The 21,483-nt window shown below is 65.8% G+C and carries 20 protein-coding genes; 14 read left to right on the top strand and 6 right to left on the bottom strand.

The window, feature by feature from the left end:
- Positions 1-26 precede the first annotated feature (26 nt).
- The 6 genes from TVC13_RS00395 (at position 27) to TVC13_RS00370 (ending at position 6,136) form a co-directional block, all read left to right on the top strand.
- A complete protein-coding gene (locus tag TVC13_RS00395; RefSeq protein WP_422399269.1) occupies positions 27-746 on the top strand; it encodes a VC0807 family protein in 720 nt (239 codons plus the stop codon).
- 110 nt (positions 747-856) lie between these two features.
- Positions 857-2,230 (top strand): DUF6421 family protein, encoded by a 1,374-nt coding sequence (locus TVC13_RS00390; protein ID WP_422399268.1) that lies wholly within the window; start codon positions 857-859, stop codon positions 2,228-2,230.
- Positions 2,227-2,952, top strand: a complete 726-nt coding sequence (locus TVC13_RS00385) for an SDR family NAD(P)-dependent oxidoreductase (RefSeq protein WP_422399267.1) — start codon at positions 2,227-2,229, stop codon at positions 2,950-2,952. The genes TVC13_RS00390 and TVC13_RS00385 overlap by 4 nt, the downstream gene beginning before the upstream one ends.
- Before the next feature lie 42 nt (positions 2,953-2,994).
- Positions 2,995-4,059 carry a threonine aldolase family protein gene (locus TVC13_RS00380; protein ID WP_422399266.1) on the top strand — a complete coding sequence of 355 codons (1,065 nt, stop codon included), beginning with the start codon at positions 2,995-2,997 and terminating at the stop codon, positions 4,057-4,059.
- 123 nt (positions 4,060-4,182) lie between these two features.
- The gene (locus TVC13_RS00375) at positions 4,183-4,809 is read left to right on the top strand and encodes a DUF3000 domain-containing protein (protein ID WP_422399390.1); all 627 of its coding nucleotides are present in this window, start codon (positions 4,183-4,185) and stop codon (positions 4,807-4,809) included.
- A gap of 43 nt (positions 4,810-4,852) precedes the next feature.
- Positions 4,853-6,136 (top strand): HRDC domain-containing protein, encoded by a 1,284-nt coding sequence (locus TVC13_RS00370; protein ID WP_422399265.1) that lies wholly within the window; start codon positions 4,853-4,855, stop codon positions 6,134-6,136.
- Between the two features lie 4 nt (positions 6,137-6,140).
- Here TVC13_RS00370 and sigJ read toward each other — a convergent pair whose 3' ends face one another.
- Complete coding sequence (gene sigJ / locus TVC13_RS00365; RefSeq protein WP_422399264.1) at positions 6,141-7,052, bottom strand: RNA polymerase sigma factor SigJ; 912 nt, start codon at positions 7,050-7,052, stop codon at positions 6,141-6,143.
- The gene (locus TVC13_RS00360; protein WP_422399263.1) at positions 6,998-8,122 is read right to left on the bottom strand and encodes an NAD(P)/FAD-dependent oxidoreductase; all 1,125 of its coding nucleotides are present in this window, start codon (positions 8,120-8,122) and stop codon (positions 6,998-7,000) included. The genes sigJ and TVC13_RS00360 overlap by 55 nt, the downstream gene beginning before the upstream one ends.
- A 260-nt stretch (positions 8,123-8,382) precedes the next feature.
- Between TVC13_RS00360 and TVC13_RS00355 the strand changes: the two genes are divergently transcribed.
- The 5 genes from TVC13_RS00355 to TVC13_RS00335 all read left to right on the top strand — a co-directional run bounded on the left by TVC13_RS00355 (position 8,383) and on the right by TVC13_RS00335 (position 15,834).
- On the top strand, positions 8,383-9,729 hold the full coding sequence (locus TVC13_RS00355; protein ID WP_422399389.1) for a hemolysin family protein: 1,347 nt from the start codon (positions 8,383-8,385) through the stop codon (positions 9,727-9,729).
- The gene (locus TVC13_RS00350; protein ID WP_422399262.1) at positions 9,722-10,762 is read left to right on the top strand and encodes a hemolysin family protein; all 1,041 of its coding nucleotides are present in this window, start codon (positions 9,722-9,724) and stop codon (positions 10,760-10,762) included. Before TVC13_RS00355 ends, TVC13_RS00350 begins: the two co-directional genes overlap by 8 nt.
- A 181-nt stretch (positions 10,763-10,943) precedes the next feature.
- On the top strand, positions 10,944-12,185 hold the full coding sequence (locus TVC13_RS00345) for a thiolase family protein (protein ID WP_422399261.1): 1,242 nt from the start codon (positions 10,944-10,946) through the stop codon (positions 12,183-12,185).
- Positions 12,186-14,324, top strand: a complete 2,139-nt coding sequence (locus TVC13_RS00340) for a 3-hydroxyacyl-CoA dehydrogenase NAD-binding domain-containing protein (RefSeq protein WP_422399260.1) — start codon at positions 12,186-12,188, stop codon at positions 14,322-14,324.
- 442 nt (positions 14,325-14,766) lie between these two features.
- Positions 14,767-15,834: a hypothetical protein gene (locus tag TVC13_RS00335; RefSeq protein ID WP_422399259.1), complete on the top strand. Its 1,068-nt coding sequence runs from the start codon at positions 14,767-14,769 to the stop codon at positions 15,832-15,834.
- Positions 15,835-15,848: 14 nt separating this feature from the next.
- On the opposite strand, the gene TVC13_RS00330 is transcribed toward TVC13_RS00335, so the two are convergent.
- The 3 genes from TVC13_RS00330 to arsB are packed head-to-tail and all read right to left on the bottom strand — an operon-like array spanning position 15,849 to position 18,762.
- Complete coding sequence (locus tag TVC13_RS00330) at positions 15,849-17,300, bottom strand: FAD-dependent oxidoreductase (protein WP_422399258.1); 1,452 nt, start codon at positions 17,298-17,300, stop codon at positions 15,849-15,851.
- Between the two features lie 8 nt (positions 17,301-17,308).
- Positions 17,309-17,746, bottom strand: coding sequence for an arsenate reductase ArsC (locus tag TVC13_RS00325; protein WP_422399257.1), 438 nt, complete (start codon positions 17,744-17,746; stop codon positions 17,309-17,311).
- A complete protein-coding gene (gene arsB / locus TVC13_RS00320) occupies positions 17,743-18,762 on the bottom strand; it encodes an ACR3 family arsenite efflux transporter (RefSeq protein ID WP_422399388.1) in 1,020 nt (339 codons plus the stop codon). The genes TVC13_RS00325 and arsB overlap by 4 nt, the downstream gene beginning before the upstream one ends.
- A gap of 191 nt (positions 18,763-18,953) precedes the next feature.
- On the opposite strand from arsB, the gene TVC13_RS00315 reads away from it, so the two are divergent.
- The 3 genes from TVC13_RS00315 (at position 18,954) to nhaA (ending at position 20,874) form a co-directional block, all read left to right on the top strand.
- Positions 18,954-19,307, top strand: coding sequence for an ArsR/SmtB family transcription factor (locus tag TVC13_RS00315; protein WP_422399256.1), 354 nt, complete (start codon positions 18,954-18,956; stop codon positions 19,305-19,307).
- A gap of 59 nt (positions 19,308-19,366) precedes the next feature.
- A complete protein-coding gene (locus TVC13_RS00310) occupies positions 19,367-19,537 on the top strand; it encodes a hypothetical protein (protein WP_422399255.1) in 171 nt (56 codons plus the stop codon).
- Between the two features lie 74 nt (positions 19,538-19,611).
- Entirely contained in the window at positions 19,612-20,874 is a 1,263-nt protein-coding gene (gene nhaA / locus TVC13_RS00305) for a Na+/H+ antiporter NhaA (protein WP_422399254.1), read from the top strand.
- On the opposite strand, the gene TVC13_RS00300 is transcribed toward nhaA, so the two are convergent.
- Complete coding sequence (locus TVC13_RS00300; RefSeq protein ID WP_422399253.1) at positions 20,871-21,482, bottom strand: dihydrofolate reductase family protein; 612 nt, start codon at positions 21,480-21,482, stop codon at positions 20,871-20,873. The two genes, nhaA and TVC13_RS00300, sit on opposite strands and share 4 nt — an antisense overlap.
- Position 21,483: the final 1 nt, after the last annotated feature.

The raw sequence follows: 21,483 nt of genomic DNA, 5'->3' as shown, positions 1-21,483 counted from the left end.
GGGAACTTCCATGCCGGGAGGCAGCTATGGGCAGCATCAACGCAAACCGCAGCAAACCAGCCCGGATCCTGCGAGCAGCTATTGAGTTTCTCCTTCCCGTCGCACTGTTCTACGGGCTCCGCGCGGCCGGCGTCAGCGCCTACGCGGCACTGCTGGCCGGGACCGCCGTCTCCGTCGCCGGATCATTGGTGGACCTGCTGCAGTCCCGGAAGGTTTCCCCGTTCGGCCTGTATGCCCTGACCCTGATGGTGCTAAGCACCCTGGTCTCACTGATACCGGGCGACGAACGCTTCCTGCTGGCACGGGGCGCGCTGGTCATTGGGGTCTCCGGGCTGTGGTTCCTTATCAGCGCTGCCACACGCAAGCCTCTGACCTATGTCATGACCCGGCCCATACTCGAAGGCCGGTTGGGCTGGCCGGCACAGTGGGAAAGGCTCTGGCTGCAGCTGCCGCGCTTCCGGAGGATCTGGCGGGTCACCAGCATCCTGTGGGGCCTTGGCCTGTGTGCCGACGCCGCGCTCCGGTTCGTCATGGCCTGGAACCTTCCGGTGGACGCTGTTCCGGGCCTTACGACGGCGCTGACCACGGCAACTACGGCGGCTCTGCTCGTTGTGGCCAACATTTACTACCAGGTGTCCGGAGCGGCCAGGGCATGGTCGCCGTTTTACGCCGGTGCACCCTGGGCGGCCGGGAGCTACCCGAAGGGGCGCGGGGCCAAACCCCGCGGCCCGCGGCAGAAAGCATAAGCATTGCTAATCTCATTCCGCTTTGAGACTAAGTTTGCTTGATTTGTGGCTACGCTGGGGCCATCACCTCTTCCCGGCCAGGGAGTTAGTGCAACCGGAAGGTCTCTGCTATGTCATCCACTGCTTTCTCCTCCCCCGCGGAACTGCTTGCTGCCCCCGAGGAATCAGCCGCCTGGCTGCGGCTGAAGGGCGCGGCGACCGAGTTCGCACAGTTCCAGGAGCAGGACGGTTCAGTGCCGCAGGAACACAAGGGCGCTGCCGCCGAGCTGCTGCACACCGTACGCGAAGCTGTCTCCGAACTGGCTCCGGCCTTTCCCCATGACGCGCAGTACCTGGAGCTTGTGGTCCGTGACCTGGACCGGTGGCTCGAAGCTGGCCTGGAAGTTCCGGATTTCCTCGATTCACTCATGGCCTTCCAGCCGCAGCTGAACCGCACCGACGGGCTCCTGCACCTGGTGGTATTCCCGATGTACACGCAGAACGGCTCCCGGTCCCGTCTGCTCGAAGCCGTGCTCGTCGAAGTAATCTGGCCGGACTTCATCGCCGAGCTCGAAGCCGGCGAATACTCCAACAAGCTCTTTGTGCCGATCCGCTTCCGGGACTTCACTCCCGGCTACGACACGAACTCCGCTGTCCTGTTCCCGGAAACCGTCGCCGTTCGCGAAACACCGACGTTCACGTGGGGCGCTATTTTCGCCGACCGCGAGGCGGCACGGTTCCGCCGAGTGCTCCGGGCCGCTGCGGAGATCACTTCCCTGGAGCTTCCCGACGGCGCGGCGGACATGCTTGATAACCAGGAACTCACCGAAGAAACCTTCGTGATGTGGGACCTGATCCACGACCGCACCCACATGCGCGGAGACCTGCCCTTCGATCCGTTCATGATCAAGCAGCGCATGCCCTACTTCCTGTACTCGCTGGAAGAACTGCGCTGCGACCTCACCGCCTTCCGCGAGTCGGTGAAGATCCAGAAGGACGACGACGCCGACCCCAAGGCCCGCAGCACCGCCCAGCTGGTGCAGTACGCGGTGATCTTCGACCGGATCTTCCGCTTCGCCATCACCGGCTCCCGGGTGCGCAACTACGACGGCCTCGGCGGGCAGCTGCTCTTCGCCTGGATGCACCAGCACCGCGTGCTGCACTGGACCGACGGCAAACTCAGCATCGACTGGGACGAGGCCCCCGCCGTCGTCGTCAAGCTCGGTGAGGAAATCGAAGACCTGTACTGGCGTTCCATCGACCGCCCGAAGACAGCCCACTGGCTCGCTGCGTACACTCTGGTGTCAGGCACGCTGACACCCCACCCGGCTTCCCGCTGGGCCAAGGGCCCGGATGCACTGCCGCTTGAGGGACCGCCCCGGGCACTGACGGACCAGGTGCTCGACGACGAATTCCCGCTGTCAATGTTCTATGAGGCGCTGTCGAAGAAGATGGCGCCGGTCATCGAATCCACCGCCGGAATCACGGGGAGCAGCACGTCATGAGCACAGCCGGAGCAGAGGACACCACCACACTGACGGGGCTGAGAGTCCTGGTGGCCGGAGCGTCCTCAGCTTCCGGAACAGCTGTCTGCAAAGCCCTGGCCGCCGCCGGCGCGAAGGTAGTTGCCGTCGGTTCAAGTGCCGGGCGCCTGGCCGAGGCACTGGAGGACGTCTCCGGTGTTGAACTCCGCACGTGCGATTTGAGCCGGCAGGGCGACGTCGACGGGCTCGCCCGGGACCTGCAGGACGAAGGCGGTGTGGACGGGCTGATCCACCTTGTGGGCGGCTGGCGCGGCGGCGGAACCCTGGCAGACCAGAGCGATGAGGACTGGGATTTCCTGCAGCAGAACATCCTGAGAACCCTGCGCAACGTGAGCCGAAGCTTCATTGGACAGCTGTCCGCGTCCCCGCGCGGCCGCCTGGCCATCGTGTCCTCCACAGCAGTTGAATCCCCCACCAGCGGCAACGCCGGATACGCCGCGGCCAAAGCCGCTGCCGAAGCGTGGGTGCAGGCCATCGCAGCCGAGTTCCGCGGCACCCAGGCAGCCGCCGCCGTCTTCGTCGTGAAGGCGCTGGTGAACGATGCAATGCGCGAGGCAGCGCCGGAGCGGAAGTTCCCCGGCTACACAGGCGTCGACGACCTCGCCGCAGCCTCTGTGCGGCTCTTCACCACCGACGCCGCACAGATCAACGGAAAGCGGATCAGCCTGGTGCCCCGCACCTGACCCATTTTCACCAATGACCCACCTTGAGGAATACTGACACCCGTGACTGATACTGCCTCCCTGCACGATCCTGCCCTGCGAGCCTTTGCCTCGGACAACTACTCCGGCGTTCACCCGGAAATCCTGGACGCACTCGCGGCTGCGAACCTAGGCCACCAGGTGGCCTACGGCGAAGACGTCTACACCGCCAAACTGCGCGAGGTCTTCACCGACCACTTCGGGAACCGGATGCGCGCTTTCCCCGTGTTCAACGGCACCGGAGCCAACGTCATCAGCCTGCAGTCACTGCTGCCCCGCTGGGGCGCGGTCATCTGCGCCTCCACCGCCCACATCAACGTGGATGAGAACGGCGCACCGGAACGCGTGGGCGGGATGAAGCTGCTCACCGTTCCCACCCCGGACGGCAAGCTCACTCCTGAACTGATTGACCGCGAAGCCTGGGGCTGGGGCGATGAGCACCGCGCCCAGCCGCTGGCCGTCTCCATCACCCAGTCCACCGAGCTTGGAACGCTGTACACCGTTGATGAAATCAGGGCCATTGCCGACCACATCCACGCCCGCGGCATGAAGCTGCACATGGACGGCGCCCGGCTGGGCAACGCCGCCGCCGCCCTGGGCGTACCGCTGCGGGCCATCACCGCCGACGCCGGCGTGGACATCCTCAGCCTCGGCGGAACGAAGAACGGCATGATGTACGGCGAGTGCATCGTGGCGCTTGACCCGGACGCCGCACCCGGCCTGGACTACCTGCGCAAGATGAACATGCAGCTGGCCTCCAAGATGCGTTTTGTCTCCGCGCAGTTCATTGCCCTCTACGGCACGGACCTCTGGGAGCGCTCTGCCTCCACGGCCAACGCCATGGCTGCACGGCTGCGCGCCGCAGTGGAAAAGATCGACGGCATCACCCTCACCCAGCCCACCCAGTCCAATGCCGTGTTCGCCACGCTGCCCGCCGGCGTCGCAGACAAGCTGCGGGACAAGTTCCGCTTCTACGACTGGGACCAGGCCACCGGTGAAGTGCGCTGGATGTGCACCTTCGACACCACTGAAGCTGATGTGGACGCGTTTGCAGCGGCGATTGCCGAAGAGGTTTCAGCCGTCCGCTAAACCCCCGCACTGTCGGTGCCGGTGTGCTCCTGCGTAAGCTGTAGCCACGTAACGAATAGGACACACCGGCGAGCCTGCGCATCCTGCGGGCAGGAGCGCCCGTAACCTTCGAGGGTGAGTGCGATTGGTGACCTGTCACAGGTGCCCCCTGATTTCCTGACAGCCCTGGGGGCGCTGCGCCGGGCAAAGTGCCGGCCCGAACTGCGGCTGGAAGAGATTCCGGCCCCTACACGGCTGGCCCCGTTTGCCGTTTCACTGGCGGCCGACGTGACGGCATCGGGTCCGCAGCCGGTCAACGGAACCTTCCACGGACCCGTGGGCCCGGTCCTGCCGGAAAGCCGGGAACTGGCCACCGGCCGCTTCATCCTGCTGCACGACCCGGACGGCAGCGACGTCTGGAACGGCACTTTCCGGATCGTCACGTACATCCGTGCTGAGCTGGAACCTGACATGGGCAACGACCAGATGCTCGGCTCCGTTGCGTGGACCTGGCTGGTGGATGCCCTGCAGGAACACGGCGCACAGTATTCCTCCGCCGGCGGCACCGCCACCCGCATCCTGTCCGAGAGCTACGGCACCCTCTCTGAGCGCAGCGACGCGATCGACATTGAGCTGCGTGCTTCCTGGACCCCGGCCGGTGCCGACGTGCAGGCACATCTTGAAGCCTGGTCGGACATGGTGTGCACGTTCGCCGGTTTGCCGCCGCTTCCCGACGGCGTGTCCCCGCTTCCCCGGCGGCGGCTGAACTAGGGCGGACAGGACATCTGCGAGTTCTCGATAGACTGAAGTTCTTATGACCGCGCAAACTTCCGGCAACCCCGCTTCCGAGCTGTCCGCAGACGAACCCGCTGCCGCGCCCCTTCCAGTCCTTGATGCGCCGCGCGAAGGCGTACCGCTTGTAATCGACACCTTCAGCGGGCTGGAACGTGCCGCAAAGGCCCTTGCCGCCGGCACCGGTCCCGCAGGAGTCGACGCCGAACGCGCCTCAGGCTTCCGCTACGGCCAGCGTGCCTTCCTGGTCCAAATCCGCCGTGAAGGCGCCGGCACCTGGCTGATCGACCCTGAACCGCTGCGCGACCTGAGCATTATCAACGAAGCCCTCTCCGGCGTCGAATGGATCCTGCACGCCTCCACCCAGGATCTGCCCTGCCTATCCGAGCTGGGCATGTGGCCGGACAAGCTCTTCGACACGGAACTGGCAGCGCGGCTGGCCGGCCGGCCGCGCGTGGGACTGGCCGCCGTGATCGAGAACCTGCTGGGCTTCAGCCTGGCCAAGGAGCATTCGGCAGCCGATTGGTCCACCCGGCCGCTTCCCGAGCCCTGGCTGCGCTACGCCGCACTGGACGTGGAGGTCCTGGCGGAGCTGCGTGAGGAACTGATCAAGATCCTCGAGGCAGACGGCAAGCTGGCCTTCGCTGAGGAAGAGTTCGAGGCCATCCGCACCGCTGATCCGGCGCCGCCGCGCACCGATCCCTGGCGCCGCACCTCCGGCATGCACCAGCTGCGTGACCGCCGGCAGCTGGCAGCGGTCCGCGAGCTGTGGCAGGAACGCGAGCAGCTGGCCGAGCGCCGTGACACCGCGCCGGGACGGCTGATCCCGGATGCTGCCATTGTTGCCGCGGCCAGGGCGATGCCCTCCACTGTGCCGCAGCTTCTGTCCACACCGGGATTCCACGGCCGGGCCGCCCACAAAGAGGCCCCCAGGTGGCTGCGCTGCATTGCCGCCGCCCGGGAAACCAAAGACCTCCCGCCGCTTCACATTCCCACCAATTCCCCGCCGCCGCCGCGGGTCTGGGCCAGGAATGACCCGGCAGCCGCTGCCCGCCTGCACACCGCCAAACCGCGCCTCGCCGCATTGGCGGACCGACTGAACATGCCGGTGGAGAACCTGCTGACCCCCGATCACCTGCGCCGGCTGGCCTGGCGTCCGCCGGCGGTGATCGACCTGGATACGATCACGGCTGCACTGCGCGGGCTTGGTGCACGCGAGTGGCAGATCCAGCAGACCGCCGCGGTGCTTACCGTCGCGTTCCTGGATCCTGATCCCCTGCCGGAAAAGGAAACCGAAAAGGACTAGCCAACTACTGCACCCGGTCGAGTTTGTCCGGGTTCCGCATGGCATAGACCCCGGTGATCAGCCCGTCCTCCCGTTCCAGCTGGAAGACGGTTGTCACTGTTCCCTCCTCCCGGAAGGCTACGGCGGGCAGCCCGTTCAGCTCGATGAACTCCGGCGCCGCACCGGCACCAAACTTGGAAGCCAGCCCAAGGAGCAGGGCAGCAACCTTTTCCGGCCCGTAGACCGGCCGGCGGGCTGCGCTTACCTTTCCGCCGCCGTCGGAGTGCAGCACAACGTTAGGAGCCAGCACGTCCAGCAGTGCCTGGGTCTGCCCGGTCAGCGCCGCCTCCAGGAAACGCTCGACGGCGGCACGGTGCTCGGCCTTGTCCGGCAGGGTCCGGGGAGCACCGGTCCGCACCCTTTCCCGGGCCCGGTGGACCATTTGCCGAACGGCGGCTGCTGAGGCATCGAGTACGGCGGCCACCTCCGGATATCCAAAACCGAAGACGTCCCGCAGCACCAGTGCCACACGTTCAGGCCCGCTCAGCTGCTGGAGAAGCACCAGCATGGCAGTGGACACCTCAGCCTCGGCGAGCGCAGCGGCCTCAGGATCATGGCGGGGGGGGGGGGGGCCCCCCCCCCCCCACTCCCCCTGATAATCCTCCCTGCGCCGTTCCGCGGACCGGACGGCGTTGAGCGCCTGCCGGGAGGCCGCCCGGGCCAGGTACGCCCGCGGATGCACCGGAGCCTGGGCAACCGCGGCGTAGCGCAGATACGTTTCCTGGACCACGTCCTCGGCGTCGGCCACTGATCCGGTGACGTCGTAGGCGATGGTGAAGACCATCCGGCGGTGGGCCAGGAACTCCTGCTCACGCTCTGCGTTCAGGCGGCCTGCAGGGCTGAGGTTGTTTCGGTCATCCGGGGTCCGGCCGGCCATGTGTACGCTCCGCTCCGCTTCGCTTCGCCGCGGATCCACCGAAGTGTCATGCGGCACACTACTTCTTTTAGCACCGCAGCGGTCCTCCCGTGCAGGTGGACCCTGCGCGGTGTGTAGCCGGGATGGAGGAATTGCAGGGCGCCGTCCGCCCTGCCCAGGGAGACGCATTGTGCCTGGAAACCGCTGTCATGGGCCGGCAGCGCCTCTCCCGCCAGGGCGCGGAGGATGTTCGACGCCGCCTCAGCCCCCATGGGCATGGCGGTGGCACAGGTCTGCGGAAGGTAGCCGTAGCCGGGATCGGTAATCACCGCGGCGTCGCCGGCGCCGAAGATCCTGTCCTGGCCGCGCACCCGCAGCCGCGAATCGACCGCCAGGCGGCCGCCCGCATCAACGGGCAGTCCGCTGTGCGCCGCCAGCCCGGGGACACCGAACCCGGCACACCACAGGACGGCAGCGGCGTCGGGCAGTTCCTCCGGATCAACCTGCCCGGTCTTCACCGTGACTCCGGCCCGGGCAAGGCTGCGCAGCAGGCGCGTCCGGGCGGCGGCGGAGAAGTGCGGAACCAGGGCCCCGGCGGCGTGAAGTGTCACCGGGTTCCGCGGATAGGCATGGGCAGTTTCCGCGGCCACCTCCACGGCGGTGAGGCCCCCGCCCACCACTGCAACGGGTTCGCCGGGCGCCAGGGACTGCAGCGCCTGACGGGCCGCCTGCGCACCGTTTAGGCGGTCCGGGGCGATTGCCCCGGCCGGGGCGCCTGCGTTGGCGCTGCCTACGGCGTAAACCAGCCAGTCATAGTCCAGCGGTGGGCTTGACCCCAGATGCACCCGGCGTGCAGCTGCGTCAATTTCTTCGGCTGCTGCCTCAACCAGATCCACGCCGGGGTGCAGCAGGGTGCTGAACGCCACGGTCGGATCCGTCCTGGTCCCGGCAGTGTATTCATGCAGCCTGATCCGCTGCGTAAAGCGGGAATCCGGGCTGACCAAACGGACATTCACTCCTTGTCCTGCCAGCCGGTTCGCGGCCATCACGCCGGCATACCCGGCGCCCAGGATTACTGCGTTGGTTTCCATGGGATGTTCCTCCTGCAACTGATCAGGGTGTGTTGTTCCACCCGCAGTTAAGACACCGCCGGGAGCCGTTTTGTGACGGAGGGAAGATCGGGTTTATCCGCCGCTGGCCTCTGGCTAGGCGTTTTCAGGATTTTCCTAGGAAAGTTCCGTAAGCTCATTCCTACTATGGACGATCCCTCTCATAAACCATTGCCCTCCTGTGTTCCAGATGATTTGGATCTAGGGGGGCACCCCAATTGAACGACTGGTATGAATGGCTCATGATCGGCGTCGGCTTGCTGCTGACTGTCGGTACCGGCCTCTTCGTCGCCTCCGAATTTGCCCTGGTCAACCTGGACCGCAGTGATCTGGAGGCCCGCCAGGCCGCCGGAGAGAAGCGTCTGGGTCCCACGATCAAGGCCCTGAAGATCACCTCGACCCACCTTTCGGGTGCCCAGCTGGGCATTACCCTCACCACCCTGCTCTCCGGTTACACCTTTGAACCGGCCATCAGTTCCCTGCTTCGCGGCCCGCTGACCTCGGTGGGCGTTCCCGAAGCCGTTGTTGGCGCAACGGGCACGGTAGTCGCCGTTGTCATTGCCACCCTGCTCTCCATGATCATCGGTGAACTGGTGCCCAAGAACTTTGCCCTGGCGCTGCCCAAGGCGACGGCCAAGGTGGTCGTTCCGTTCCAGGCGCTGTTCACCACCGTCTTCAAGCCGGTCATCCTGCTCTGCAACAACACTGCCAACAAGGTGATCCGTTCCTTCGGCATCGAACCCAAGGAAGAGCTTTCCGGGGCGCGCAGCGCCGAGGAACTGAGCTTCCTGGTACGCCGTTCGGCCCTTGAAGGTGTGCTGGACCAGGACCACGCCGAGCTGCTGCACCGCACACTGCGCTTTTCGGACCACACGGCTGAGGACGTTATGACCCCGCGCGTGCGGATGGTCGGCGTCCAGGCAACGGACACGGCTGAGGACATCATCGCCATTGCCGTCTCCACGGGTTATTCCCGTTTCCCCGTTCTTGGCCGGGACTCGGATGACATCCTGGGTGTGCTCCACGTCAAGCAGGCCTTTGCCCTGCCGCTTCAGGCACGGGGCAGCACAACGGCGGCAGACGTGATGGTCCCGCCGCTGCGGGTTCCCGAATCCATGGGTGTGGATTCCCTGCTGGGCATCCTGCGCAGCCAGGGACTGCAGATCGCCGTGGTGACGGACGAACACGGCGGCACCGCCGGCGTCGTCACCTTGGAAGACCTCGTGGAGGAGATTGTCGGCGAGCTGGAGGATGAACACGACCGCGCACGCGTCGGCGTCGTCCGCACCGGACGCTCGGTTACCTTCGATGCCTCGCTGCGTCCGGACGAACTCCTGGACCGCGCGGGGATCACCGTGCCGGAAGGCGAGGACTACGAAACGCTGGCCGGCTTTGTCACGCACAGCCTGGACCGGATGCCGGAGCTGGGCGATGAAGTGGAGGTCGACGACGGCGTCCTGCGCGTAGAGCGCGTTGTAGGAACGCACGTTGAGCGCCTGCGCTTCACCCCCAACCCCGGATCCGAATCCCCGCGCAGTGCGCACGACCGCCTGGTCGACACCCTGACGAAGGAAGCCATCCATGAGTGAGTATCTGCCCGGCATCATCTGGCTGTTCGTGCTTCTGGCCGTCAACGCCTTTTTCGTGGGTGCCGAATTCGCTGTCATTTCCGCCCGGCGTTCCCAGATTGAACCCAAGGCTGCCCAGGGCAGCAAGGCCGCCAAGACCACGCTGTGGGCGATGGAACACGCCACCCTGATGCTGGCCACCAGCCAGCTCGGCATTACCGTCTGCTCGCTGCTGATCCTGAACGTCTCCGAACCGGCCATCCACCACCTGCTTGAAATCCCGCTGGCGAACACACCGCTGACGCCGGAGGCCATCAGCATCACAGCGTTCATCGTGGCGCTGCTGCTGGTGACGTTCCTGCACGTGGTGGTCGGCGAGATGATCCCCAAGAACATCTCCTTCTCGGTGCCTACCCGGGCTGCGCTGCTTCTTGCTCCGCCGCTGGTGCTGGTGTCCAAGGTCTTCAAGCCGGTCATCTGGAGCCTGAACTCGATCGCCAACGGCGTGCTTCGCCTGTTCAAGGTGGAGCCGAAGGACGAGGCAACCAGCACCTACACGCTGGATGAAGTGGCCAACATCGTGGAGCAGTCCACCCGTGAGGGCGTACTGGACGACGCGACCGGCGCCCTGACCAACGCCTTCGAGTTCACCTCGAAGACGGTTGCGGATGTTGAGGTGCCCCTGGCTGAAATGGTGCTGGTTCCGGCCGAACCGACGCCGGCGGACATCCAGGCGGCGGTGGGCAGCCACGGCTACTCCCGGTACATTCTGGCCGATGCGGACGGCGGGCTGACCGGCTACCTTCACCTGAAGGACGTCATGGACCTGAATACTGCGGAGAAGTTCAATGCTCCGGTTCCGGCCAAGCGGATCCGCCGCCTCGCCTCCGCGTTCCGCGGCAGCGAGCTTGAGGACGCCCTGGATACCATGCGGCGGACCGGAGCGCACGTTGCCCGCGTGTTTGACTCCGAGGGCAACACCACCGGTGTGCTCTTCCTGGAGGACATCATCGAGGAATTGGTCGGCGAAGTTCAGGACGCCACCAGCGTCTAGCTCCTCCGTCCGGTCACAAGACCCGGAATCCGCGACTCGCGGGGTTCCGGGTCTTGCCGTATCTGCCGGAATTTGCTGGGCTGGAGGCGGCGTGCGCCACGCGGCGGCAACCCTTGCAGCTTAAGTTACTCGCTAGTAACATTGAGCGTGAGCTAATCCACATCTCAAAGAGGAGCAGTACGTGAGCCCACAGAGCCGAGCACGGCAGATCAGGGACGTAGTTTTCGTCGACGGCGTCCGCACGCCTTTCGGACGCGCCGGCGAGAAGGGCATGTACGCCGACACCCGTGCCGATGACCTGGTGGTCAAGTGCATCCGCGAACTCCTGCGCCGCAACCCTTCACTGCCGCCCGAGCGTGTGGACGAGGTAGCCATCGCAGCCACTACCCAGACCGGAGACCAGGGGCTGACCATCGGCCGTACGGCTGCCCTGCTGGCCGGGCTCCCCCGCACGGTTCCCGGCTTCGCAATCGACCGCATGTGCGCCGGCGCCATGACCGCGGTGACCACCACTGCCTCCGGCATCGGCTTCGGCGCGTACGACGTCGTCATCGCCGGCGGCGTGGAACACATGGGCCACCACCCGATGGGCTTCGATGCAGATCCCAACCCGCGCTTTGTCACCGAGCGCCTCGTGGATCCGGCTGCCCTGAACATGGGCAACACGGCAGAGAACCTGCACGACCGTTTCCCGAACATCACCAAGGAACGCACCGACGCGTACGCCGCCGCCAGCCAGGAAAAGCTCGCCAAGGCCTACGCCGGGAACCAGATCCAGCCGGACCTGGTTCCCGTTGCCACCAAAAAGGCCGGTGCCGGCTGGACCCTCAGCACGGTTGACGAAGGTCCCCGCCCGGGAACCACGGTCGAGGACCTGGCTACCCTGCGCACCCCCTTCCGCCCGCACGGCCGCGTCACCGCAGGCAACGCCTCCGGCCTGAACGACGGCGCCACCACCGCTCTCCTCGCATCCGCCGACGCCGCCGAGGAACTCGGACTGCCGGTCAAGATGCGCATGGTCGGCTACGCCTTCGCCGGCGTCGAGCCGGAGGTGATGGGCATTGGCCCGGTACCGGCCACCGAGAAGGCGCTGAAGCAGACCGGCCTCTCCATCGAGGACATCGGCCTGTTCGAAATCAATGAGGCCTTCGCTGTCCAGGTGCTCTCCTTCCTGGACCACTTCGGTATTGCCGACGACGATCCCCGGGTGAACCGCTACGGCGGTGCAATCGCAGTCGGGCACCCGCTGGCGTCCTCCGGCGTGCGCCTGATGACCCAGCTGGCCCGCCAGTTCGAGGAAGACCCCTCGGTGCGCTACGGCATGACCACCATGTGCATTGGCCTGGGCATGGGCGCCACCGTCATCTGGGAGAACCCCAACCACCCCGAGTACAACACCGAGTCCACGGAGGCTTCGAAGTAAATGACTGCCACTGATTTCAAGCGCCTCGCCGGGTTGTTCCCCAACGAGGTTGTCACCCACTCCTACGTCTCCGATGTGGAGCTGCCAGGCGGGGCCGGCACCTTCGCACTCATCACGCTGGACAACGACGTCGACCACTCCCGTCCCACCACGCTGGGCCCGAACACACTGCTGGAACTCGGCGGCGTGCTGGACACCCTCAAGGAACGCGCGGCAAAGGGCGAAATCGTCGGCGTCGGCGTCACCGGCAAGCCGCACTACCTGGTGGCCGGCGCAGACCTGTCCGCAGTGAAGACGCTCGGCGAGTACGAGGACGGCGTCGCTATGGCCGCCCTGGGCCACGACGTCTACGCCAAGCTCGGGAACCTGGGCGTTCCCAGCTTCGCCTTCATCAACGGTGTTGCCCTCGGCGGCGGCCTGGAAATCGCTCTGCAGTCCGACTACCGGACGGTCTCCACCGGTGCCGGGGCCCTGGCCCTGCCGGAGGCGTTCATTGGCCTGGTTCCGGGCTGGGGCGGCGTGTACCTGCTGCCGCGCCTGATCGGACCGGAGAACGCCGTGAAGGTCATGATCGAGAACCCGCTGAGCAACAACCGCACGCTCTCCGGTCCGGCTGCCTACAAGCTCGGTGTCGCCGATGCACTGTTCGAACCGGCCGACTTCCTGGAGCAGTCCCTCGCCTGGGCCTCCCGGGTGATCACCGGCACTGAGAACGTGAGCCGCCCCAACGCCGTCGAGCCTTCCGAGGTTGCGGACCGCTGGGACGCTGCCGTTGCAGCCGGGCGCGCTTTCGTGGAGGCACGGACCTCCAACGCCGCCCCGGCACCGGCCAAGGTGCTGGACCTGCTCGAAGCCGGCAAGACCTGGACCCGCGAGCAGTCCCGCGAAGCGGAGTGCGACGCACTGGCCGAACTGATGCAGACCCCGCAGTTCCAGTCCACCGTCTACGCGTTCCTGGATCTGGTGCAGAAGCGGGGCAAGCGCCCCGCCGGAGCCCCGGACAAGAAGCTGGCCCGTCCGGTGACCAAGGTCGGCGTCGTCGGCGCAGGCCTGATGGCCAGCCAGCTCGCCCTGCTGTTCGCCAAGCAGCTCAAGGTGCCGGTGGTCATGACGGACATCGACCAGGAGCGTGTGGACAAGGGCGTGGGCTACGTCCACGCCGAGGTGGACAAGCTGCTGGGCAAGGGACGCATCTCCCCCGACGCCGCGAACCGCACCAAGGCCCTGGTCACCGGATCCGTATCCAAGGAAGCGTTCTCGGATGCCGACTTCGTGATTGAGGCCGTGTTCGAGGAAATGTCCGTGAAGAAGCAGGTCTTCGCCGAGGTGGAGGCCGTCGTCTCCGCCGAGTGCATCCTGGCCACCAACACGTCCTCCCTGTCCGTCACCGAGATGGCAGCAGACCTGCAGCACCCCGAGCGCGTTGTGGGCTTCCACTTCTTCAACCCGGTGGCCGTGATGCCGCTGCTGGAGATCGTGCGCGCCCCGAAGACCGACGACGCTGTGCTTGCCACCGCGTTTGTCCTGGCGAAGCAGCTGAAGAAGACCGCTGTGCTGGTGAAGGATGCGGCAGCGTTTGTGGTCAACCGCATCCTGGGGCGTATGTTCGGCGAAATCACGAAGGTGTTCGACGAGGGCACCGATGCCGCCACAGCGGACAACGCACTGCGCCCCATGGGCCTGCCGATGACCCCGTTCAACCTGCTGGCCCTGGTAGGCCTGCCGGTGGGACAGCACGTGCAGGAATCCCTGCACGCTGCCTTCGGTGACCGGTTCTACGTATCGGAGAACTCGCAGAAGCTGATCGATGCCGGCATCAAGTCGCTGTGGCAGAAGGACGAGGACGGCAAGCCGTACGTGCCGCAGGAAACCCTGGACATGCTGACGTTCGGCGACTCACCGTCCACTTCCGAGGAAGTGCTGCGCCGCACGCAGGACGCCCTGGCTGAGGAAATCGGCCTGATGCTGGATGAAGGCGTGGTGGCTGGTCCGGAGGACATTGACCTCTGCGTCATCCTCGGTGCCGGCTGGCCGATGCACCTGGGCGGAATCACTCCGTACCTGGACCGGGTTGGCGCGTCGGACCGCGTGAACGGGAAGCTGTTCAACGCCGGTGCTGTTCCGGTGGCTGCTGCCTAGTTCTTCACCCGCTTCACCCCTTTTGCCCGCTTGGCACGCTTGGCCCGCTTGGCCCGCGCCGGGCGGACCGGAACGGCGGCAACGAAACTCCTTCGCTCGCAGAGCTCGCCGGAGTATTAAAGCCGCCTAACCCGGTCCGTCCGGCGCTTTTGCGTTCCCTAAGCCTTGGTGCCTGCGCGCCCCCAACGAACCTTCGGGGAGATAGCGCTGTTATGGGTCATTCTCGCCCAACCTTCGTTGAGGTAATGCTGTTCTGAACGAATCAAACCAGCATTACGTCACCGAAGGTTGCGCCGAAACGTCCCTAAAGGCCGTTATCTCCCCAGAGGATGCGGGGGTTATCGCTTTGGGCCTCTGAGGTGTTTGCCTCGGCTCGGACTGGGCAGCCCGATCGAGGGCATCTGGCGGCCCGGTGGAGCCGGCGGTATGCAAGGATGAGCGGATGAAAACGGAGCCGGGCCTGCTGCTCGAGGGTCCCCGCAGGCGGCGCCTGTGTCTTGAACTCGCGACGGAACTTGATTCCGGCGTTCGAAGCGCAGTCTTCCATCTTGGGTATGACCTGGACCCCGGCAAAGGAACCTCCACAGTCATGTTCGCCCTGTCCAGCTCCAGTTCAGACGGCGGTACACCCAGCGAGGACCCGTCCGTGGAGGGCCTGGCAACAACACTTCTATCGATCGATACGTCCAGCAACACGGACGAGAACGTCGCGCGGGCCCTGGAACGAGCTGTCGGTACGGCACGCTACTGGCAGGAGCCTGACGGTGAGGATGTGCTCGCCGGGATTCCAGCCATCGCCGACGCGCTCCGTCCGATCGCCGGGCAGGTCCTTGCCACCCATGCCGGGCAAACATGGTCGCAGGAGCATCAGGCAGGGCAATGGGCCATCGACTGGCGTTCCGCAGAGGATCCGGCACCGCCGCCCCGGAATCCGCAGGAGGTACTGAACAGGTGGGCGGAAGAAATCCGCGCCGACGAAGCGCAGGCCGCACAGGACCGCCCTGACAGTGTTTATGCCAACGTCTCCGGCAACTGGTGGTCTTTCCCCCTCGGCCTCCTCCGGACAACCGGTGCCATCCCCGCCGCCCTGAACCTTGTGGAGGACTCTATGGGCTGGCGGGAAGCAACAACCATTCCGGTCTACGCGGTCGGCCGGACTTTCGAAATCCGCACCGCCACTGACTGGAGTGCACTCTGCCGGCGCTATCCCCTGGACGTCACCGCTTCCCGCCGCCATGACTGGTTCCGCACCACCGGACGGGACGGCCCTTGGGTGATCCCGGATTGGCAGCGGGTTGCCAATGAATGGGACGCAGTACATCTGACGACTATGGGCTACCTGAACACGGCTGGCCGGGCGCTTGATGTGGACGCTGACACTGCCACAGTGCTCGCCGGGTGGGATCCCAACAGCACACTGTGGCTGACCGACGTCGTCCGGGAAGCAGAGGCTTCGCGGCAGATATGGTCCAAGGAGCCAAACAGTGAGACGTGGGTCCGGACCGCATAGCTCCCTGCCTTCAGCTAGCTCTCCCGGGCGGAGCGGCCGTGGATGAGACCTGTGGGAATTCCCAGGAAGGCAGGTTCCGGAGCGGCACAGCAGGATGACTCCACGGCAGCGGCAGGGACGGCATCCTCTGCCGGGCCGCAGCAGGATGATTCGGCTTCATCCTCAGCCGCAGGCGCATCACAGCAGCTGCCGCCGAGGTCAGTAGAGCAGACACCGGTTTCCGGCAGGACGAGCTCTACCTTGTCCGCGGCTTCCCGGTCTCCCGCCAAGGCTGCGGCAATGGAGCGGACCTGCTCGTAGCCGGTGGCCATCAGGAACGTGGGCGCCCGGCCGTAGGACTTCATGCCGACAATGTAGAAGTCTTTCTCAGGGTGGGCGAGGAGCCTGGCGCCGTGCGGCTCCACGGTGCCGCAGCTGTGGAACTCGGGGTCGATGAGCGGCCCGAGCTGTCGCGGGGCTTCCACCGCCGGATCAAGGTCCAGCCGGACCTCACGCAGCATGTCCAGGTTGGGACGGAAGCCGGTGGCGGGCACCAGCAGGTCTACGTTCAGCTGCATTTCCCCGGCCGGAGTACTTCCCACAACGGTGAAGCTGTCCGACGTCTTGAATCCGGTGATCCGGAATGAAGTGTGCAGTTCAATTCGTCCCGCTTCGACGAGGGCACGCAGCCGGGTTCCCAAAGCGCCGCGGGCGGGCAGGCCGTCCAAGTCGCCGCCACCGTAGACCCCGGCGGGCGAGCTGCTGCGGATGGCCCAGCTGATCCGGGTACCCGGCTCCAGTTCAGCCAGCTCCCCTAGTGCAAGGAGCGTATTGGCAGCAGAGTGTCCGGCGCCCACAACCAGGACATGCCTGCCCGCAAACCGGTCACGCTCACGGCCCAGAACGTCCGGAAGCGAACCCGTGATGACGCCGGCAGCGTAGGCCTCTGCTTCGCCGGCGGCAGGAAGTCCCGACTGGCCGAGCGGGTTTGGGGTGTTCCAGGTACCGGAGGCATCGATCACTGCGCGGACCCGGTAATCAGCCACACTGCCGGATGCCTCCCGGACCCGGAGGAGGAACGGAGCACTTTCCCGTCCGCCGGTTCGGGTCTTGTCCAGGCCGTCACGGGTGACGGCCAGGACTTCACTGTTCAACCGCAGGGCGGCCCTGAGTGCAGGGACGGCAGCAAGCGGGCGAAGGTACTGCTCCACGAGTTCGTTTCCGGTGGGCAGCGACTGCGCGTCCGGTTCCTGCCAGCCGGTGCCTTCCAGCAGGCGGCGGGCGGCGGCGTCGACGTCGTACTGCCACGGTGAGAACAGCCGGACGTGCCCCCAGGCGCTGACGGCGGCGACTGGTGAACTGCCAGCCTCGAAGATGACGGGATTCAGTCCGCGTTCGAGCAGGTGCGCGGCGGCAGCCAACCCCACCGGGCCGGAGCCGATGACAGCGACGGGAAGCTGGGACAATGCGGTGTCGGTCTGCGACATTGGATTCCTTAGGCGAAAGGGGTGGGTTGGGATGAGTCGCCGGCCAGCAGGTCGGCAACCAAGGCTTCGATGCGGGACCGGATGCTGTCGCGGATCGGGCGGACGGCGTCGAGGCCCTGTCCCGCGGGATCGTCGAGTTTCCAGTCTTCGTAGCGTTTTCCCGGGAAAACCGGACAGGTGTCCCCGCAGCCCATGGTGATGACGACGTCGGATTCCCGCACCGCGTCGGTGGTCAGGACCTTCGGCAGCTCGGCGGACATGTCGATGCCGTCTTCGGCCATCGCTGCAACGGCGGCCGGGTTGATCCGGTCCGCGGGCTCGGATCCGGCAGACCGGACGTCGATCCGCCCTTCGCCAAGGACCCGGAGGTAGGCGGCTGCCATCTGCGACCGGCCGGCGTTGTGGACACAGACGAACAGGACGGATGGTTTGGCTGCGGAGGTCATCGGCGTGCCTCTTCTGCCGGAGCTGCGGGTCCTGGAGCAGCAGCAGGCCAGAATTTCTTCTGCGCCCACAGGGCGACGTAGACAAGGGCTACCAGGACGGGAACTTCGATCAGCGGGCCGACGACGCCGGCCAGCGCCTGGCCGGAGGCGGCGCCGTAGGTTCCGATCGCCACGGCGATGGCGAGTTCGAAGTTGTTTCCGGCCGCGGTGAAGGCCAGCGTGGTGGTGCGCGGATAGCCCATGTTCAGAATCCGGCCGAGAAGCATGCCGGCACCGAACACCACGATGAAGTAGACCAGCAGCGGCAGGGCAACGCGTGCGACGTCGAGCGGGTTCGCGGCAATCTCGTCCCCCTGCATCGCGAACAGCACCACGATCGTGAACAGCAGCCCGTAGAGTGCCCACGGGCCGATCTTCGGCAGGAACCGGTCCTCATACCAGGCGCGCCCCCGGGCCCGTTCACCGAACGTACGGGTGAGGAATCCGGCCAGGAGCGGAATGCCGAGGAAGATGAGCACACTGAGCGTGATGGCCCAGAAGGAGAAGTCCGTGCTGGTTGTCTCCAGGCCCAGCCAGCCGGGCAGGACCTGCAGGTAGAACCAGCCCAGCGCGCCGAAGGCAAGGACCTGGAACACCGAGTTGATGGCCACCAGCACCGCCGCGGCCTCACGGTCGCCGCAGGCAAGATCGTTCCAGATCATCACCATCGCGATGCAGCGGGCCAGCCCCACAATGATCAGCCCGGTGCGGTATTCGGGCAGGTCCGGAAGGAAGATCCACGCGAGGGCAAACATAAAGGCAGGCGCCGCCACCCAGTTCAGGATCAGGGACGTGACCATGAGTTTGCGGTCAGCCACCACCTTGCCGGTCTCGCTGTAACGGACCTTCGCCAGCACCGGATACATCATCACCAGGAGCCCGACGGCGATGGGCAGGGACACGTCCACGACCTTCACGGAGTCCAGGGCGGCTCCAATACCAGGAATGAAGCGGCCCAGCAGCAGACCTGCCGCCATGGCAGCGACGATCCAGACCGGCAGGAACCGGTCAAGGGTGGAAAGCCGTGCGGCGGCGGGGTTGGGCACAGTGCTCCTCAGCGGGAAGGGGTTTGGCGCGGCCAGGAGCGGCCGGGGCCTATATCGATATCCGTCAATGTCGACTATCCCGCCTTATATCGAAGGATGTCAATCTCAGGCATAATGGTTCGGTGGACACTGCCCAGAGAGCTCCCGAGCCCGTCGCCGATGCCTGCTGCCCGTCCGTGACCCAGGAAATACTCAGCATCGAAGACGCCCAGCGGTTCGCCCAGCTGCTCAAGGCCGTGGCGGAGCCGACTCGGCTGCGCCTCGTGTCCATCATCGCCGCACAGGAGAACAAGGAGGCCTGCGTCTGCGACCTCACTGAACCCGTTGGCCTGGGACAGCCCACAGTCTCCCACCACCTGAAGATCCTGGTAGACGCCGGAATCCTGCGCCGCGAGAAGCGCGGAGTGTGGGCGTATTACGCCATCATCCCGGGGGCCCTGGAAAGGGCTGCAGCTGTCCTGTCCCCTGCTTCCTGAGCCCGGGAGACGGCGTCACACGGCCCGGATTTATCAGTAACCTTGCTAGAGTGGATGCCATGACTGCCCGCCGCCTTCTGTACACCCGTGCTTCTGCACAGGTGCTGACGGCGTACCTGAAGCGGCTGCTGCTGGCCAAGCGGGCCAGCGGGACCAACGGCTGGATGAGTTCCTGGGGCACCAACGCGCACGGCGAAATTGCCGGCTGCCCGCCGCCACGCACCTGCTAAGCACCTGCGTTCTGATCTGAGGACGGACAGGTGCGCTCTGCCATGCCCAGGTACCCCGCGTGAAAGAACCAGCCATGTCCCACTCTTCCCCTGCCCTACCCGAAAACCAGCGGCCGCACTCCATCTGGCGCGGCGTCCACCAGACCCTAAGCAAGGACACCACCGGGGGCGCCCTCCTGCTGGGCGCGACCGTGATTGCCCTTATCCTGGCCAACTCACCCCTGGCTGACTTTTATGAGTCAGTACGGGAGTTCTCCTTCGGCCCCGAAGCCCTGCACCTGAACCTCAGCGTTGCTGCCTGGGCGGCGGATGGCCTGCTGGCCGTCTTCTTCTTTGTGGTAGGCCTTGAGCTGAAAGAGGAGTTCGTCGCCGGCAAACTGCGGGACCCGCGCACCGCCGTCGTGCCTATTGTCGCCGCCATGGGCGGAGTCGCCGTCCCGGCGCTGATCTTCACGCTGATCAACCTCAATGCCGGTGGAGACGCCCTCAACGGGTGGGCGATTCCGGCCGCCACCGACATCGCCTTCGCTGTAGCCGTCATCGCAGTGGTGGGCAGGATGCTCCCGCCCGCACTCCGAACCTTCCTGCTGACCCTGGCCGTCGTCGATGACCTGCTGGCAATCTCCATCATCGCCGTCTTCTACACCGATGACATCGCGTTCCTTCCGCTGCTGGCCGCCCTGCTGCCGCTGGCGGTCTTCGCTGTGCTGGTCCAGCGCGGCGTCCGGACCTGGTGGGTGCTGATTCCCCTGGGCGTGAGCGTCTGGGCCCTGATCCATGCCTCCGGCATCCACGCTACGGTGGCCGGTGTCCTGCTTGGCTTTATGGTCCCCGTCATTGCGAAGGGCCGCGCCAAGGTCCCGGCCGGCACCCGGGAAGACGGCACCCCGCTCTTCGAGGGCCTGGCGGCCCACTTTGCGGACAAGTGGTCCGTGTTCTCCAGCGCCGTCGCCGTGCCGGTCTTCGCGTTCTTCTCCGCCGGAGTGACGGTCGGCGGCTTCAACGGACTGCTCGAGTCCCTCGGAGACAGCATCGCCCTGGGCATCATCGGGGGTCTGGTGCTCGGCAAAGCGATCGGCATTACCGGCGGGACGTTCCTGATCACGAGGCTGCGCGGGATCACCATAGACAAGTCCCTGGCCTGGATCGACATCGTGGGGATGTCGTTCATCGCCGGCATCGGGTTCACCGTATCCCTGCTGGTTGGCGAACTTTCCTACGATCCTGCCGGTGCGGCCTCGGACCACATGAAGGTGGGCGTGATTGTGGGGTCGATGATATCTGCGACGATCGGCGCCGTGATCCTAACCGCCCGGAACCGTCATTACCGCCGCTAGTCACCGGCGTCGAGCCCGGTCACCGGAGTCCCGGAACGTTCATAGACCATGCGGACAACGCCGGATGGGAAAGCCTGCGGTTCTGCGGCAAGGGTGAAGGCTGCCGGAACGCCGGCGCCGTCAGGGAAGATGCGCTTGCCGCTCCCCAACGTCACCGGGTACAGGAAGAGGTTAAGCCGGTCCAGGATTCCAGCAGCCAGCAGGCCTCCCGCCAGCGCGCCGCTGCCCACAACATGGATGTCCTCATGCCGGTCCTTCAACGCGGCTGCGTCTTCAGCTGCGGACAGGACAGCTGTTCCTTCCCAGTCTGCGTCGTGGAGGGTCCGGGACACGACGTACTTGTCCATGGCGTTGAACTTCTCTGCGATGGGATTGGAGTTCCCCCGCTGCGGCCAGTAACCGGCGAAGATGTCGTAGGTCCTGCGGCCCAGCAGCAGTGCGTCCATCTGGTTGATACCGGCCATAATCGCACTGCCGGATTCGGAGTCGGCAAAGGCGGCCTGCCAGCCGCCGAGGGTGAAGCCGCCGGAGGTGTCCTCCTCCGCACCGCCGGGACCTTGGTAGACGCCGTCCAGCGTCAGGAACAGGTCAAGGGAAATCGTTCCCATG

Origin of the sequence: Arthrobacter sp. 3Tela_A, from assembly GCF_049311025.1 — a bacterium.
Taxonomy (GTDB): domain Bacteria; phylum Actinomycetota; class Actinomycetes; order Actinomycetales; family Micrococcaceae; genus Arthrobacter_B.
The sequence above is the reverse complement of the archived record's forward strand: the minus strand, read 5'-3'. Positions and strand labels throughout refer to the sequence as shown.